At 70.1% G+C, this 13,741-nt stretch carries 15 protein-coding genes; 6 read left to right on the top strand and 9 right to left on the bottom strand.

Translation table 11 applies throughout. The features are described from left to right. The first annotated feature begins 71 nt into the window (after positions 1–71). Together A5747_RS01965 and A5747_RS01960 are read left to right on the top strand one after the other, a co-directional pair. Positions 72–665 carry a DUF3558 domain-containing protein gene (locus tag A5747_RS01965; protein WP_076122163.1) on the top strand — a complete coding sequence of 198 codons (594 nt, stop codon included), beginning with the start codon at positions 72–74 and terminating at the stop codon, positions 663–665. 29 nt (positions 666–694) lie between these two features. Then, positions 695–2,419, top strand: a complete 1,725-nt coding sequence (locus A5747_RS01960; protein ID WP_076122000.1) for a CocE/NonD family hydrolase — start codon at positions 695–697, stop codon at positions 2,417–2,419. Here the strand turns inward: A5747_RS01960 and A5747_RS01955 are convergent. Together A5747_RS01955 and A5747_RS01950 are read right to left on the bottom strand one after the other, a co-directional pair. Next, positions 2,378–2,938: a DUF1802 family protein gene (locus A5747_RS01955; protein WP_076121999.1), complete on the bottom strand. Its 561-nt coding sequence runs from the start codon at positions 2,936–2,938 to the stop codon at positions 2,378–2,380. The genes A5747_RS01960 and A5747_RS01955 overlap by 42 nt on opposite strands. After that, positions 2,935–3,204: a DUF2277 family protein gene (locus A5747_RS01950; protein WP_076121998.1), complete on the bottom strand. Its 270-nt coding sequence runs from the start codon at positions 3,202–3,204 to the stop codon at positions 2,935–2,937. Before A5747_RS01950 ends, A5747_RS01955 begins: the two co-directional genes overlap by 4 nt. A 39-nt stretch (positions 3,205–3,243) precedes the next feature. Here A5747_RS01950 and A5747_RS01945 point away from each other — a divergent pair, with 39 nt between their 5' ends. Together A5747_RS01945 and A5747_RS01940 are read left to right on the top strand one after the other, a co-directional pair. Further along, the gene (locus A5747_RS01945) at positions 3,244–3,993 is read left to right on the top strand and encodes an enoyl-CoA hydratase (RefSeq protein WP_076121997.1); all 750 of its coding nucleotides are present in this window, start codon (positions 3,244–3,246) and stop codon (positions 3,991–3,993) included. Between the two features lie 4 nt (positions 3,994–3,997). Beyond that, positions 3,998–4,420, top strand: a complete 423-nt coding sequence (locus tag A5747_RS01940) for a hypothetical protein (RefSeq protein ID WP_142245423.1) — start codon at positions 3,998–4,000, stop codon at positions 4,418–4,420. Positions 4,421–4,446: 26 nt separating this feature from the next. Here A5747_RS01940 and A5747_RS01935 read toward each other — a convergent pair whose 3' ends face one another. From A5747_RS01935 to rimP, 6 genes are all read right to left on the bottom strand, one after another. Further along, positions 4,447–5,457, bottom strand: coding sequence for a bifunctional oligoribonuclease/PAP phosphatase NrnA (locus A5747_RS01935; RefSeq protein WP_076121995.1), 1,011 nt, complete (start codon positions 5,455–5,457; stop codon positions 4,447–4,449). After that, entirely contained in the window at positions 5,432–5,905 is a 474-nt protein-coding gene (rbfA, locus tag A5747_RS01930) for a 30S ribosome-binding factor RbfA (RefSeq protein WP_076063583.1), read from the bottom strand. The genes A5747_RS01935 and rbfA overlap by 26 nt, the downstream gene beginning before the upstream one ends. Further along, entirely contained in the window at positions 5,905–8,631 is a 2,727-nt protein-coding gene (infB, locus tag A5747_RS01925) for a translation initiation factor IF-2 (protein ID WP_076121994.1), read from the bottom strand. Before infB ends, rbfA begins: the two co-directional genes overlap by 1 nt. Positions 8,632–8,698: 67 nt before the next feature. Continuing rightward, positions 8,699–8,959 carry a YlxR family protein gene (locus A5747_RS01920; protein ID WP_369804978.1) on the bottom strand — a complete coding sequence of 87 codons (261 nt, stop codon included), beginning with the start codon at positions 8,957–8,959 and terminating at the stop codon, positions 8,699–8,701. Between the two features lie 174 nt (positions 8,960–9,133). Next, the gene (nusA, locus tag A5747_RS01915) at positions 9,134–10,189 is read right to left on the bottom strand and encodes a transcription termination factor NusA (protein WP_076121992.1); all 1,056 of its coding nucleotides are present in this window, start codon (positions 10,187–10,189) and stop codon (positions 9,134–9,136) included. Then, on the bottom strand, positions 10,186–10,737 hold the full coding sequence (rimP, locus tag A5747_RS01910) for a ribosome maturation factor RimP (protein WP_076121991.1): 552 nt from the start codon (positions 10,735–10,737) through the stop codon (positions 10,186–10,188). Before rimP ends, nusA begins: the two co-directional genes overlap by 4 nt. A gap of 239 nt (positions 10,738–10,976) precedes the next feature. Between rimP and A5747_RS01905 the strand changes: the two genes are divergently transcribed. Together A5747_RS01905 and A5747_RS01900 are read left to right on the top strand one after the other, a co-directional pair. Beyond that, positions 10,977–11,498 (top strand): hypothetical protein, encoded by a 522-nt coding sequence (locus A5747_RS01905; protein WP_233147916.1) that lies wholly within the window; start codon positions 10,977–10,979, stop codon positions 11,496–11,498. Continuing rightward, positions 11,495–11,941 (top strand): ferritin-like domain-containing protein, encoded by a 447-nt coding sequence (locus A5747_RS01900; RefSeq protein ID WP_076121990.1) that lies wholly within the window; start codon positions 11,495–11,497, stop codon positions 11,939–11,941. Before A5747_RS01905 ends, A5747_RS01900 begins: the two co-directional genes overlap by 4 nt. 12 nt (positions 11,942–11,953) lie before the next feature. Here A5747_RS01900 and A5747_RS01895 read toward each other — a convergent pair whose 3' ends face one another. Then, positions 11,954–13,702: a proline--tRNA ligase gene (locus A5747_RS01895; protein WP_076121989.1), complete on the bottom strand. Its 1,749-nt coding sequence runs from the start codon at positions 13,700–13,702 to the stop codon at positions 11,954–11,956. Positions 13,703–13,741: the final 39 nt, after the last annotated feature.

Genomic DNA, 13,741 nt, shown 5'->3' with positions numbered 1-13,741 from the left:
TGCTGACCCGACTTGTACACTCCCGGCCAAGGGATCGCCGAGGCGTCAGGGGGCGCGGATCAGGGGGCATGGTGTTCACCAGAGTGCGACTGATCGGAGCGGTTGCTGCGTTGATCGCGGCGGCCCTGGGGGGAACCGCGGGCTGGTACACCGGCCCGCCCGCGCCAGCCGCGGACAAGGCCGTCGAGCTGCGCTCGACCGCGGCCCCGATGGAGACCCCGGAGACCACGATGAAGAGCCCGATCGTGGCAACCACTGACCCGAGCCCCTTCGATCCGTGCCGGGACATCCCGTTCGACGCCCTGCAGCGGCTCGGGCTGGCCTTCACTCCGCCGGAGCCCGAGGACGGGCTGCGCTGCCACTTCGACGCGGGCAACTACCAATTGGCCGTCGAGCCCATCATCTGGCGCCAATACGAACAGTCGCTGCCGCCCGACGCGCTGGAGACCACCATCGCCGGGCATCGCGCCGCCACGTACTGGGTCTTGAAGCCGACGTATCACAACAGCTACTGGTACTTCTCCTGCATGGTGGCGTTCAAGACCAGCTACGGGGTGCTGCAGCAGGCGCTGTACTACTCGACCATCTACTCCAACCCCGAGGTCGACTGCCCGTCCACCAACCTGCAGCGGGCCAACGACCTCGTGCCGTACTACAAGTTCTAGCCCGGCCGGTGACCCCTAACCTGAGGGCCGTGACGTCGACACCGACCCGGCCCGCCGAACCCGCGCTGGGCGCGCTCAAGCAGGCCGGCGGCAATGCCGTCGGCCGATTGTTGGGCCTGCCCCCGGCGAGCACTGGGTACACCGTGAATCGGGTTGAAGTCCCGATGCGCGACGGGATCCACCTGGTGGGCGACCACTACGCGCCGACGACCGCCACACCCGCCGGCACCGTGCTGGTCCGCGGGCCCTACGGGCGCGGATTTCCCTTCTCGCTGGTGTTCGCCCGACTGTATGCGGCCCGCGGCTATCACGTCGTATTGCAAAGCGTGCGTGGGACGTTCGGCTCCGGCGGGGTGTTCGAGCCGATGGTCAACGAGGCCGCTGACGGCGCCGACACGGTCGCCTGGCTGCGTGAACAGCCTTGGTTCACAGGTCGATTCGCCACAATCGGGCTCTCGTATCTGGGATTCACGCAGTGGGCGCTGTTGTCCGATCCGCCGCCGGAATTGGCCGCGGCCGTCATCACCGTGGGCCCGCACGATTTCAACGACTCGGTTTGGGGCACTGGCTCTTTCACGGTCAACGAATTCCTGGGCTGGTGCGATCTGGTCACCCACCAAGAGCGCGCCGGGCGCATCGGGACCGCCATCCGTCAACTACGGGCGCAGCGAAATATCGCCCGGGCAGTGGGTGAACTGCCGATGGGCGCCGCGGCGCGGGCGCTGCTCGGCACGGGCGCGCCCTGGTTCGAATCGTGGATCGAACATCCCGACCGCGACGACCCGTTCTGGGACCGGCTGCGGTTCCCCGAGGCGCTGGACCGGGTCCAGGTGCCGGTCCTGCTGGTGGGAGGTTGGCAGGACATCTTCGTCAAGCAAACCCTGCACCACTACGCCCATCTGCGCCGTCGCGGCGTCGACGTCGCCCTCACGGTCGGACCCTGGACACACACCCAGCAGCTCAGCAGGGCGCTGGGTATCACGGTCGCGGATTCGATGGACTGGCTGGACACCCACCTGGGCGGCGCGCCCGCTCTGCGCCGGCCCAGCCGGGTCCGCGTGTACGTCACCGGCCAAGGCTGGCGCAACGTGCCCGACTGGCCGCCGCAAACCGCCGAGCGGGCGCTGTATCTGCGGCCCGGGCGGTATCTCGACGAGGCCCGGCCGACAGACCTGGCGGGGGTGGCCCCGGCGACGTTCCGCTCCGACCCCGCCGATCCGACGCCCACCACCGGCGGCCCGCTGTTGTTGCGCAGCGGCGGCTATCGCGACGACAGCCGGCTCGCCCTGCGCGACGACGTGCTCGCCTTCACCAGCGCGACGCTCACCCACGATGTGTGCGTGTACGGAACCCCGGTCGTCGAGCTGGCGCACAGCTCGGACAATCCGCACGTCGACCTGTTCGTGCGAGTGAGTGAGGTCAGGGATATCGGAGCCAGGGGGCGATCCCGCAACGTCAGCGACGGCTACCGGCGCCTGAGTCAGGCCGGCAACGCCGCGACGACCGTCAGGATCGAACTCGACGGGATCGCCCATCGTTTCCGGGCCGGCTCACGCATCCGCCTGCTGATCGCCGGCAGCTGGTTCCCCCGCTACGCGCGCAACCTCGGCACCGGCGAACCGCTGTTGACGGCTCAGCAGTCGAAGCCGGCCAACCACGCCGTGCACTACGGACGCTCGCGGCTGCTGCTTCCGGTCGGACCGCCCGACCTGTCAGCCGACGGCGTCGCGGACCCGGACGGCGACGTCGGCTAGCACTGCTTCGTCGTGGACCGGCGCCGCCAAATCCGCCCGCACCGGCAGCTGCACCCAGCTCTTGCAGCCCGCGTAGTCGGGGCTGCGGGCGATGTGCACCGGCTCGGCCAACGGGATGACCGACACCACCAACACCGCCAGCTTGTGCTTAGGGCGGAAGTCGAGCCGATCGGCGCGCACCGATTCGGGTGTCCAGATGTGCAGATCCTCGATTGCAGCCAGCCCGTCGGGGCGGTTGACCTCTTGTGCGGCAACGACTTTCGCGGCGGCCCGGATCAGCAGCTGATCGTCGGTGCTGTCGGCGGCCGCCGGTTCGAGCAGGTCGCGGTGTTCGGGCCGGACCCGCTGCGCGTGGCTGTGCGCGACGGTCGGAAAGAAGAGGAATTCCTCGGCCGCGACCTCGAAGCGCTTCTCGCCGATGCCGCCCTTGCGCAGCAGCACGCGCTGGCGACCGTCCAGCAGCGCGTGCACGACGGCGCTCCACTCCTTGAGCGCCGGTGCGGTGGCGGTCAGCGTCATACCGGGCCGCCGAGCCGGGCCAGCACCTCTGGCCGGCGCAGCGGCGGAACGGTCTTGGGCGGCTGGCGCCGCGGCGGCAGGGCGCGCAGCAGCCGCGTCGTCGTCTCGGTGACCTCGGCGACCGCCGCCTCGAACGCCTCGGCGTTGGCCGCCGACGGGCGCGTGATGCCGCTGACCTTGCGCACGTACTGGCGGGCAGCCGCCGCGATCTCCTCGGCCGTGGCCGCGGGCTGCAAACCCCGCAGTTCGGTGATGTTTCGGCACATGGCTCAACGATAGGCGCCGCCCCTGATTACGGTGATGGCATGACCGACGACATCCTGCTGATCGACACCGACGAGCGGGTGCGCACGCTGACCCTCAACCGGCCCCAATCCCGCAATGCCCTGTCGACGGTGCTGCGCGACCGGTTCTTCGGTGCTCTGGCCGACGCCGAGACCGATGACGACGTCGACGTCGTCATCGTCACGGGCAGCGATCCGGTGTTCTGCGCCGGACTCGACCTCAAGGAGCTGGGCAGCGAGTCGGCCCTGCCGGACATCTCACCGCGGTGGCCGGCGATGACGAAGCCCGTGATCGGCGCCATCAACGGCGCCGCCGTCACCGGCGGGCTGGAGCTGGTCCTGTACTGCGACATCGTGATCGCCTCGGAGCAGGCGCGCTTCGCCGACACCCACGCCCGGGTGGGCCTGCTGCCCACCTGGGGCTTGAGCGTGCGGTTGCCGCAGAAGGTGGGGGTCGGCCTGGCCCGGCGGATGAGCATGACCGGCGACTACCTGTCGGCGGCCGACGCGCTGCGGGCCGGGCTGGTCACCGAGGTGGTTCCGCACGAGGCGCTGCTGGCCACCGCCCGCGAGGTGGCGGCGAGCATCGTCGGCAACAACCAGAACGCGGTGCGGGCGCTGCTGGCGTCGTATCACCGGATCGACGATTCGCAGACGAGCGCCGGGCTGTGGCTGGAAGCCATGGCGGCCAGGCAATTCCGGACCAGCGGCGACGACATCGCCGCCAACCGTGAGGCCGTGCTGCAACGCGGACGCTCCCAGGTGCGCTAGGCGCGTGACCTTCCACCAGCCGCCCTACGGAGCGAGCTTCGCGCCGCCTCCCCGGCAACGATCGACCGCCGACAAAACCGCGACGGTGAGCCTTTTTGTGGTGCAAGCGGGGGCCAGCCTGCTGGCGCTCGCCGCCGCGGCGCTGGGTTTGTTGTGGACGATGATGCCCATTTGCAGCGACGACTGCGACAGCCCAGCGGTGACGCGCTTCGTTCACAACATGTGGAGCGGAGCGGGCGTCATCGTCGGCGGGGTCGCTGTTGCCGCGTTGCTGGCGGGCATCGGGGCGGTCGTCTCCGGCAGCCGTCGAACCACTCGTCGAACCCGGATGTGGAAGTGGCCGGCCCTCGGCCTGGCGATCGTGTTCGTTGCCTTCGCCATCGCCGTCCTCGCCTTTTGGGGCAACGCCATGCCCAAGGCGAAGTGATACAGCCGTCGGCGCTGTAACCCGAATCAGCCGAGGGCGGTGCGCAGCGAGGCCACGGCGTCGTCGATCGAGCCGGTGGTCGAATAGCCGGCGGCCAAGCGGTGGCCGCCACCGCCGAACACGGACGCGACTGCCGCCAGATCCACGTCGGCCTTCGCCCGCATCGACACCGACCAGTGTTGCGGGTCGACCTCCTTGAACACCGCCGCCACCTCGGCCTGCTGCGTGGTGCGCACGATGTCGACGATGCTCTCGACTTCCTCCGGGCGCGAGTTGACCCATTCGGAGTTCTCGACGACCACGTAGACCAGGCCGCGGCCACCGGCGGCGTCGGGCATCAGTTGCGCGGAACCCAGCACCCGCGACAGCATCGGCAGCCACGCGAACGGATGGGTGTCCATCAGCGCCCGGGATATCGCGGCGTTGTTCACGCCGGCGTCCACCAGCCGGGCCGCCAGCCGGTGGGCCCGCGCACTGGCCCAGCGGAAGGACCCGGTGTCGGTCGTCAGTCCCGCGTAAATGCAATGCGCGACGTCGGTGTCGAGCGGCTTGCCCCACGCGTCGAGGAGTTCGGCAACCAACAGCGTGGTGGAGTCGGCCGCCGGGTCGACGAAATTCGCGGTACCGAACATGTCGTTGGAGGCGTGGTGATCGATCACCAGCAGGTGCTGGTCCGGCCCGGCCAGGTCGATCAGGGCACCGAGCCGTTTGGCGCTCGGAACGTCAACGGTCACAACCAAATCGACGCCGCGGCGCATCGCGTCGGGGTGGACCAGCAGGTGGCAACCGGGCAGCGTCCGCAGCGACTCCGGCAACGTTTCCGGCGCGGCGAAACCGACCTCGACCTCTTTGCCGCACCGATCCAGGACCGTGGCCAGCGCCAGCCCCGCACCGATGGTGTCGGCGTCGGGATGGACGTGGCAGACCACCGCGATCGTCGTGGCCGCCGACAGCAATTCGGCGGCGCGGACGGCGTCGACGCGTACCCCGGCAACCGGGGCATCGGCCAGCTCAGTTTTCGCGTTGATCGTCGTCACCGGTGTCCTTAGCGTCGAGCCCCGTTTCACGGTACGGGTCGGCCTCCCCTGCCGGCTTGGCGCCCACCCGAACCCGCGCCAGATCGGCGTCCGCGGCGCGGGCACGGGCCAACAACTCGTCCATCCGTCGCACGGTGTCGGACGTCGTGTCCCGGGTGAACGTCAAAGTGGGAGTGAAGCGGACACCGGTTCCCGCCCCGACCATGGTGCGCAGGGCGCCCTTGGCCCGATCCAGCGCGGCCGCGGCGGCCGCGTAATCCGGCTCGTCGTCGAGCGTTCGTCCCATCACGGTGTAGAACACCGTCGCATCGTGCAGGTCGGCCGTTACCTTCGTGTCGACGATGGTCACCCCGTCCAGCCCGGGATCCTTGATCTCGAACTCGATCGCCGACGCGACGATCGTGTTGATCCGCTTGGCCAGCCGGCGCGCCCGAGCGGGATCGGCCATTAGGCGCGTTCCTTTTGAACGAGCTCGTAGGACTCGATGATGTCGCCTTCCTTGATGTCGGAGTAACCCAGTGTCATACCGCATTCGAAGCCGTCGCGGACCTCGGTCACGTCGTCCTTTTCCCGCCGCAGCGACGTGATCGTCAGGTTGTCGGAGACGACGATGTTGTCGCGCAACAACCGGGCCTTGGCGTTGCGGCGCACGATGCCGGAGGTGATCAGGCAGCCGGCGATGACGCCGACCTTCGAGGACCGGAAGATCGCGCGGATCTCGGCGCGACCCAGCTGGTTCTCCTCGTAGATCGGCTTGAGCATGCCGCGCAGGGCCTTCTCGATCTCGTCGATCGCCTGGTAGATCACCGAGTAGTACCGGATGTCCACGCCTTCGCGGTTGGCCAGCTCCGTCGCCTTGCCCTCGGCGCGGACGTTGAAGCCGATGATCACCGCGTCGGAGGCCGACGCCAGGTTGACGTTGGTCTCGGTGATGCCACCGACGCCGCGGTCGATGACGCGCAGTTCCACCTCGTCGTCGACCTGGATGCCCATCAGGGCCTCCTCCAGCGCCTCGACGGTACCGGCGTTGTCGCCCTTGAGGATCAGGTTCAGCTGGCTGGTTTCCTTCAGCGCCGAGTCCAGGTCCTCCAGGCTGATCCGCTTGCGCGACCGAGCCGCCAGGGCGTTGCGCTTGCGGGCGCTGCGCCTGTCGGCGATCTGGCGTGCGATGCGGTCCTCGTCGACGACCAGGAAGTTGTCACCGGCGCCGGGCACCGACGTGAAGCCGATGACCTGCACCGGCCGCGACGGCAGCGCCTCCTCAACGTCCTCGCCGTGCTCGTCGACCATGCGGCGGACCCGCCCGTAGGCGTCGCCCGCCACCACCGAGTCGCCGACGCGCAGCGTGCCGCGCTGCACCAGCACGGTGGCCACCGGCCCGCGGCCGCGGTCCAGGTGCGCCTCGATCGCCACACCCTGGGCCTCCATGTCGGGGTTGGCCCGCAGGTCCAGGGCGGCGTCCGCGGTCAGCAGCACCGCCTCCTCCAGCGCCTCGATGTTGGTGCCCACCTTCGCCGAGATGTCCACGAACATCGTGTCGCCGCCGAATTCCTCTGGCACCAAACCGAATTCGGTGAGCTGCCCGCGAATCTTGGCGGGATCGGCGCCCTCCTTGTCGATCTTGTTGACCGCAACCACGATCGGCACATCGGCGGCCTGCGCGTGGTTGATGGCCTCCACCGTCTGCGGCATCACGCCGTCGTCGGCGGCGACCACCAGGATCGCGATGTCGGTGGCCTTGGCGCCGCGGGCACGCATGGCGGTGAACGCCTCGTGACCCGGGGTGTCGATGAAGGTGATCAGCCGCTCGGCGCCGTCGAGGTCGACGGAAACCTGGTAGGCGCCGATGTGCTGGGTGATGCCACCCGCCTCGGCCTCGCGGACGCTGGCATTTCGGATCGTGTCCAGCAGCCGGGTTTTACCGTGGTCGACGTGACCCATCACGGTCACCACCGGCGGACGTGTCTGCAGGTCTTCCTCGGTGCCTTCGTCCTCGCCGTAGGTCAGGTCGAACGACTCCAGCAGCTCGCGGTCTTCGTCCTCGGGGCTGACGACCTGGACGACGTAGTTCATCTCGCTGCCCAGCAGCTCGAGCGTCTCGTCGCCCACCGACTGGGTGGCCGTCACCATCTCGCCGAGGTTGAACAGCGCCTGCACCAGTGCGGCCGGGTTGGCGTCGATCTTCTCGGCGAAGTCGGACAGGGAGGCCCCGCGGGCCAACCGGATCGTCTCGCCGTTGCCGTGCGGCAACCGCACGCCGCCGACGACGGGCGCCTGCATGTTCTCGTACTCGGCGCGCTTCGCCCGCTTGGACTTGCGGCCACGCCGGGGCGCGCCGCCGGGACGGCCGAACGCGCCGGCCGCGCCGCCGCGCTGTCCGGGACGGCCGCCGCCGCCACCGGGACGGCCCCGAAAACCGCCGCCGCCGCCGGGTGCGGCACCCACGCCGCCCCCGCCGCCGCGGTAGTTACCGCCACCGGCGTCGCGGCCGCCACCGGGCCCACCGGGCCGGCCGCCGCCGGGCCGCGGCCCACCGGCGCGCGCCGGACGGCCCTGCGCACCGGCACCGCCGGGACGCGGCGGCATGCTGCCCGGCGACGCACCGGGGCGCGGTGCCCCGGGCCGGGCCGCGCCGGGACGGGGCGCCATGGGACGTGGGATGGGACGGTCGACGGGTTGCGCCGACGAGAACGGGTTGTTGCCGACGCGTGGGGTGCGCACGCCCGGCTTCGGCGCCGGACCGGGACGCGGTCCCGGCGTCATCCCTGGCGGGGGGGCCGGCTGGCCGGGGGCCGGCGCTTTCGGCTGGCCCGACGGCGGCGCGGGTGGCGCGGTCGCCTCGGCCGCCGCGGCCGGGGACGCCTTGGCGGCGGGCCGGGCGGGGGCCGCGGTGGCTTCGCCGTTGCCCGCGGACTTGTCTATCGCCTGGTCGAGGGCCTGGTCCAATGCCTGGTCGGAGGCCTTGGCGGGGGCCTTGGCGGCCTTCGCTGGCGCCTTTTCCGCGGCGGGTTTGCCGCCGCCGAACGACTCGCGCAGCCGGCGAGCGACCGGCGCCTCTACGGTCGACGATGCGGATTTGACGAATTCGCCCTGTTCATTCAGCCGGGCGAGGACTTCCTTGCTGGTGACACCGAGTTCCTTAGCCAACTCGTGTACGCGGGCCTTACCTGCCACTACTTCTCCTGTCTATGAGGCGACAGTCGTGGGGCGGCCGCGCCTCGGGTTTAGCTATGACGCATTGTCATCGGGACTTCACGGTGTGCTCATGTTCTTTGCTGCCTCTTCTGTTGGTGCCGGGTGAGCCGGGCGCATTAAGCGTCGCTATGTGCTCGACCACCGCGGTCGTATCCGGTGAACCGGCGATGCGCAACGCTTTGGTGAAAGCCCGCCGCCGAATCGCCTGCTGGACGCACTGCGGTACGGGATGCAGCCATGCACCCCGCCCCGGCAGGCTACTCCCCGTGTCAACGATCACGGCGTATTCGCCGTTCCCGGCCGACACGGCGACCACTCGAAGCAGTTCGACGGCCAGCTCTCGCTTTCGGCACCCGACACACGTCCGCACCGGTCTACCCGGCCGTCCGCGCGCGGACTCCGAAGGCTCGCGCTGGATCACGGCTCAGTCTAGCGTCACCGGATCAATGGTCAGAACCGCCCGCGCCGGGGCGGTTACAGGTCAGCGGTCGTGTGCCACCGGATGGCCGGCGCCGTGTTCGGCCTGGTTCTCCGCGTGCCCCTCGGAACTTCCCGGCGAATCGCCGCGGATGTCGATGCGCCACCCGGTCAGCCGGGCGGCCAACCGCGCGTTCTGGCCCTCCTTGCCGATGGCCAGCGACAACTGGAAGTCCGGGACCACCACCCGGGCGGCGCGGGCGCTCTGGTCGATCACCGAGACGGAGACCACCTTGGCCGGCGACAACGCGTTGGCCACGAAGCGGGCCGGATCCTCGTCGTAGTCGATGATGTCGATCTTCTCGCCGGAGAGCTCGCTCATCACGTTGCGGACCCGCTGCCCCATCGGGCCGATGCAGGCGCCCTTGGCGTTCAGGCCCGGCACGCGGGAGGCCACCGCGATCTTGGAGCGGTGACCGGCCTCGCGGGCCACCGCCACGATCTCGACCGATCCGTCCGCGATCTCGGGGACCTCCAGCGAGAACAGCTTGCGCACCAGGTTGGGGTGGGTCCGCGACAGCGTGATCAGCGGCTCGCGGGCACCTCGGGTGACGCCGACGACATAGCAGCGGACCCGGTTGCCGTGCTCGTAGCTCTCGCCGGGGACCTGCTCGGCCGCCGGGATGACGCCCTCGGACGCCTTGGTTTCGGTGCCCATCCGGACGACGACCAGGCCGCGGGCGTTGGCGCGGCTGTCGCGTTGGATCACCCCCGCGACGATCTCGCCCTCGCGGGTGGAGAACTCGCCGTAGGTGCGCTCGTTTTCGGCATCGCGGAACCGCTGCAGCATCACCTGGCGTGCGGTCGTGGCGGCGATGCGGCCGAAGCCCTCCGGGGTGTCGTCCCATTCGCTGATGAGGTTGCCGTCCTCGTCGAGCTCGCGGGCGATCACCTTGACGACACCGGTTTTGCGGTCGATCTCGATGCGCGCGTCGTTCTGGTGACCCTGGGTGTGGCGGTAGGCGGTGAGCAGCGCGGATTTGATCGTCTCGAGCAATTCGTTGACCGAGATCCCCCGATCCACCTCGATCGCGTGCAGCGCGGCCATGTCGATATTCATGCTCCGGCCTCCGTCCTGTCGGCCTGCCCCGTGAGGGCCCCAGTCGCCAGTTCCAACTCCGCCTGGGGTGGCTGCGAAAACTCAACTTGGACAACGGCTTTCACGATCTCTGCGAGCGGGATCTGCCGCACCGCCCATTCGCGGCCGTCGCGGACCACCAACGCGACCGTCTCGTCGCGGGTCTCGCCGACGCGGCCGGTCAACCGCGATCCGTCCGCCAGCGCCAGTTCGACCTTGCGCCCGCGCGCGCGGCGGAAGTGCTTCGCGCTAGTCAGGGGGCGGTCCACGCCCGGCGAGCTGACCTCCAAGACGTAGCGCTCGCGGATGCCGTCGAGAAGGTCCGAGGCGTCCAGCAAAGCCGACGCCGAGCGCGACAACGCGGCGATGGTGTCCAAGTCGAGCGGGGTGTCACCGTCGGCGATCACACCGATCCGCGGCGGGTGCGCCCGACTGTCGATGACCACGTCTTCGATCTCATAGCCGGCGCGCGCGAACTCTTCACCGAGTAGCTCGATCACCTGCGTCTGCGAAGGTAGCCCGGTGGTCACGGCGAGCTCCTCATCTTGAGTTGTCCGGTCATCTGGCGGATACCGCCGCCTCTCAGCCGCCCGGGGCGGCTTCCGGTGTCCCGGCGAAACGGTGGGCGTTCCACCAGAACCAGCTATCAACGATACGCCAGGAATCGCCCATGACGGGGTGGATCGCATGGTCAGGTAGTGGGTCAGGTAGTGGGTCAGTCAAGGTCCTCTCGGCGTGGCCGACCCCGCGGCAATGGCAGGATGTTTCTGTGCCCGTACCCGTCACCAACCGGCGGGGTGTGCTCGCCGGCGGCGCGGCAATCGCCGCGCTCGGGGTGGCCGCGTCCGCCTGTGGCGAGTCCCCGCCCAAGCCCCCCGCCGTCGAGGAGTTGCTCGGGCCGCTGGACCAGGCCCGCCGCGACAGCGCGCTTGCGACTGCCGCCGCGGCGGCCGTCGGCAACCCGCCGCAGATCGCCGCCGCGCTGACCGTCGTCGCCACCCAGCGCGCCGCGCATGCGCGGGCGCTGTCCACCGAAATCGCCCGGGCGGCCGGCAAGCTCTCGTCCTCCTCGAGCGAAACGCCCAGCCCCGCTCCCGCCGAGCACGGCGCGCCGCCGCCACCGCCGCCCCCGCTGGCCGATGTGGTCAACTCGCTGCGCGCGTCGGCCGAGAGCGCCAGCCGGTTGGTGGCGTCGTCATCGGGCTACCGGGCCGGGTTGCTCGGCTCCATCGCCGCTTCCTGCACGGCGTCGTACTTGGTAGCCCTGGTGCCCGCGGGGCCGACGCCATGAGCTCCGGCAAGGACGCCGACAACGCGGCGCTGTGCGACGCGCTGTCCGTCGAACACTCGACGATCTACGGCTACGGCATCGTGTCCGCGCTGTCGCCGCCCGGGGTCAACAACCTGGTGGTGGAGGCGCTGCTGCAGCACCGCCAGCGCCGCGACGACGTCATCGCCATGCTGAGCGCCCGCAAGGTCACCGCCCCGGTCGCCGCGCCCGGCTACCAGCTACCGATGCTGGTGGGCAGCCCGGCGGATGCGGCACGGCTGGCGGTGCGGATGGAAAGCGACGGCCAGACGGCTTGGCGCGCCGTCATCGAGCACGCCGAGACGGCCGACGACCGCGCGTTCGCCGCGACCGCCCTGTCGCAGGGCACGGTCTTGGCCGCCCGGTGGAACCGGGTACTGAACGCGTGGCCCATCACGACGAGTTTCCCGGGCGGCAACGAATAGCGGGGTGAGCGGCTAGCCCTGCAGAGCCGCCACGATGTCGGTGGCCAGCGAGGTGCCGGCGGCCAGCTCGCGGGTCTGTCCGCCGAAGCGGTCGCGCAGCTCGACCACGCCGTCCGCCCAGCCGCGGCCCACCACGACGATCCACGGCATGCCCAGCAGCTCGGCGTCCTTGAACTTGACGCCGGGCGAGGCGGTGCGGTCGTCGAGCAGCACCTCGAGCCCCAGCCGGTCCAGGTCGCCGGCCAGCCTGGTAGCACCGGCGCGGGCCTCGGCGTCCTTGTTGGCGATCACCAGGTGGACGTCGAACGGCGCGATCGACGCCGGCCAGCGCAAGCCCAGCTCGTCGTGCTGCTGCTCGGCGACGACGGCCACCAGCCGCGACACCCCGAGGCCGTAGGAGCCCATGATGAGCCGCACCGGCTTGCCGTCCTCGCCGAGGACGTCGACGGTGAAGGCATCGGTGTATTTGCGGCCGAGCTGGAAGATATGGCCGACCTCGATGCCGCGCGCGGAGACCAGCGGGCCGGCGCCGTCGGGCGACGGGTCACCCTCGCGCACCTCGGCGGCCTCGATGGTGCCGTCGGCGGTGAAGTCGCGCCCGGCCACCAACCCGACCACGTGGCGGCCCGGCTCGTCGGCCCCGGTGATCCAGCTGGTGCCGTCGACCACCCGTGGATCGACAAGATAACGAACGTCGTTGTCCCGCAATGCCTTCGGCCCGATGTAGCCCTTGACCAGAAAGGGATACTTGGCGAAATCGTCGTCGCCGAGCAATTCGTACTCGGCCGGCTCCAGCGCGGCGCTGAGCCGCTTGTCGTCGACCTCGCGGTCGCCGGGCACGCCGATGGCCAGCAGCTCCCAGTCGCCGCCGGGCTGGCGGACTTTGACCAGGACGTTCTTCAGCGTGTCAGCCGCGGTCACCGTGCGGCCCAGGCCGGCCTCATTCGCCCAGGCCACCAACGTGGCGATGGTCGGGGTGTCGGGGGTGTCGTGCACCACCGCCTCGGGGAGCCCCTCGATGGGCAGCGCGTCCGGGCGGGCGGTGACGACGGCCTCGACGTTGGCCGCGTAACCGGACTCCAGGCACCGCACAAAGGTGTCCTCACCCACCGGGCTCTCGGCCAGGAACTCCTCGGAGGCGCTGCCGCCCATCGCGCCCGTCACCGCCGACACGATGACGTAGCGCACCTTCAGCCGATCGAAGATCCGCTGGTAGGCCTCCCGGTGCGCGTGGTAGGACGCCTTGAGCCCGGCCTCGTCGATGTCGAAGGAGTAGGAGTCCTTCATGACGAATTCCCGGGCGCGCAGGATGCCGGCCCGCGGCCGCGCCTCGTCGCGATACTTGATCTGGATCTGGTAGAGCGTCAGCGGAAAGTCCTTGTAGGAGCTGTACTCCCCCTTCACCGTCAGCGCGAAGACCTCTTCGTGGGTGGGGGCGAGCAGGTAGTCGTTGCCGCGGCGGTCTTTGAGCCGAAAAATGCCGTCGCCGTACTCGGTCCACCGGTTCGTCGTCTCGTACGGCGCGCGCGGCAGCAGGGCGGGGAACAGAATCTCTTGCCCGCCAATGGCGTTCATCTCTTCGCGGACGACGCGTTCGATGTTGCGCAGCACCCGCAGCCCGAGCGGCAGCCAGCTGTACAGCCCGGGCGCGACGGGCCGGACGTATCCCGCCCGGACCAGCAGCTTGTGGCTGGGCACTTCGGCGTCGGCGGGGTCGTCGCGCAAAGTGCGCAGGAACAACTCGGACATCCGGGTGATCACAGCGGGCAAGCCTAACGGTTGTCAGCAGCCGAGCCGCGA

It is taken from the genome of Mycobacterium sp. IS-836, from assembly GCF_001954275.1.
Classification (GTDB): Bacteria; Actinomycetota; Actinomycetes; order Mycobacteriales; family Mycobacteriaceae; genus Mycobacterium.
Note: the sequence above shows the minus strand (reverse complement) of the source record. Positions and strands in the feature narration are given on the sequence as shown.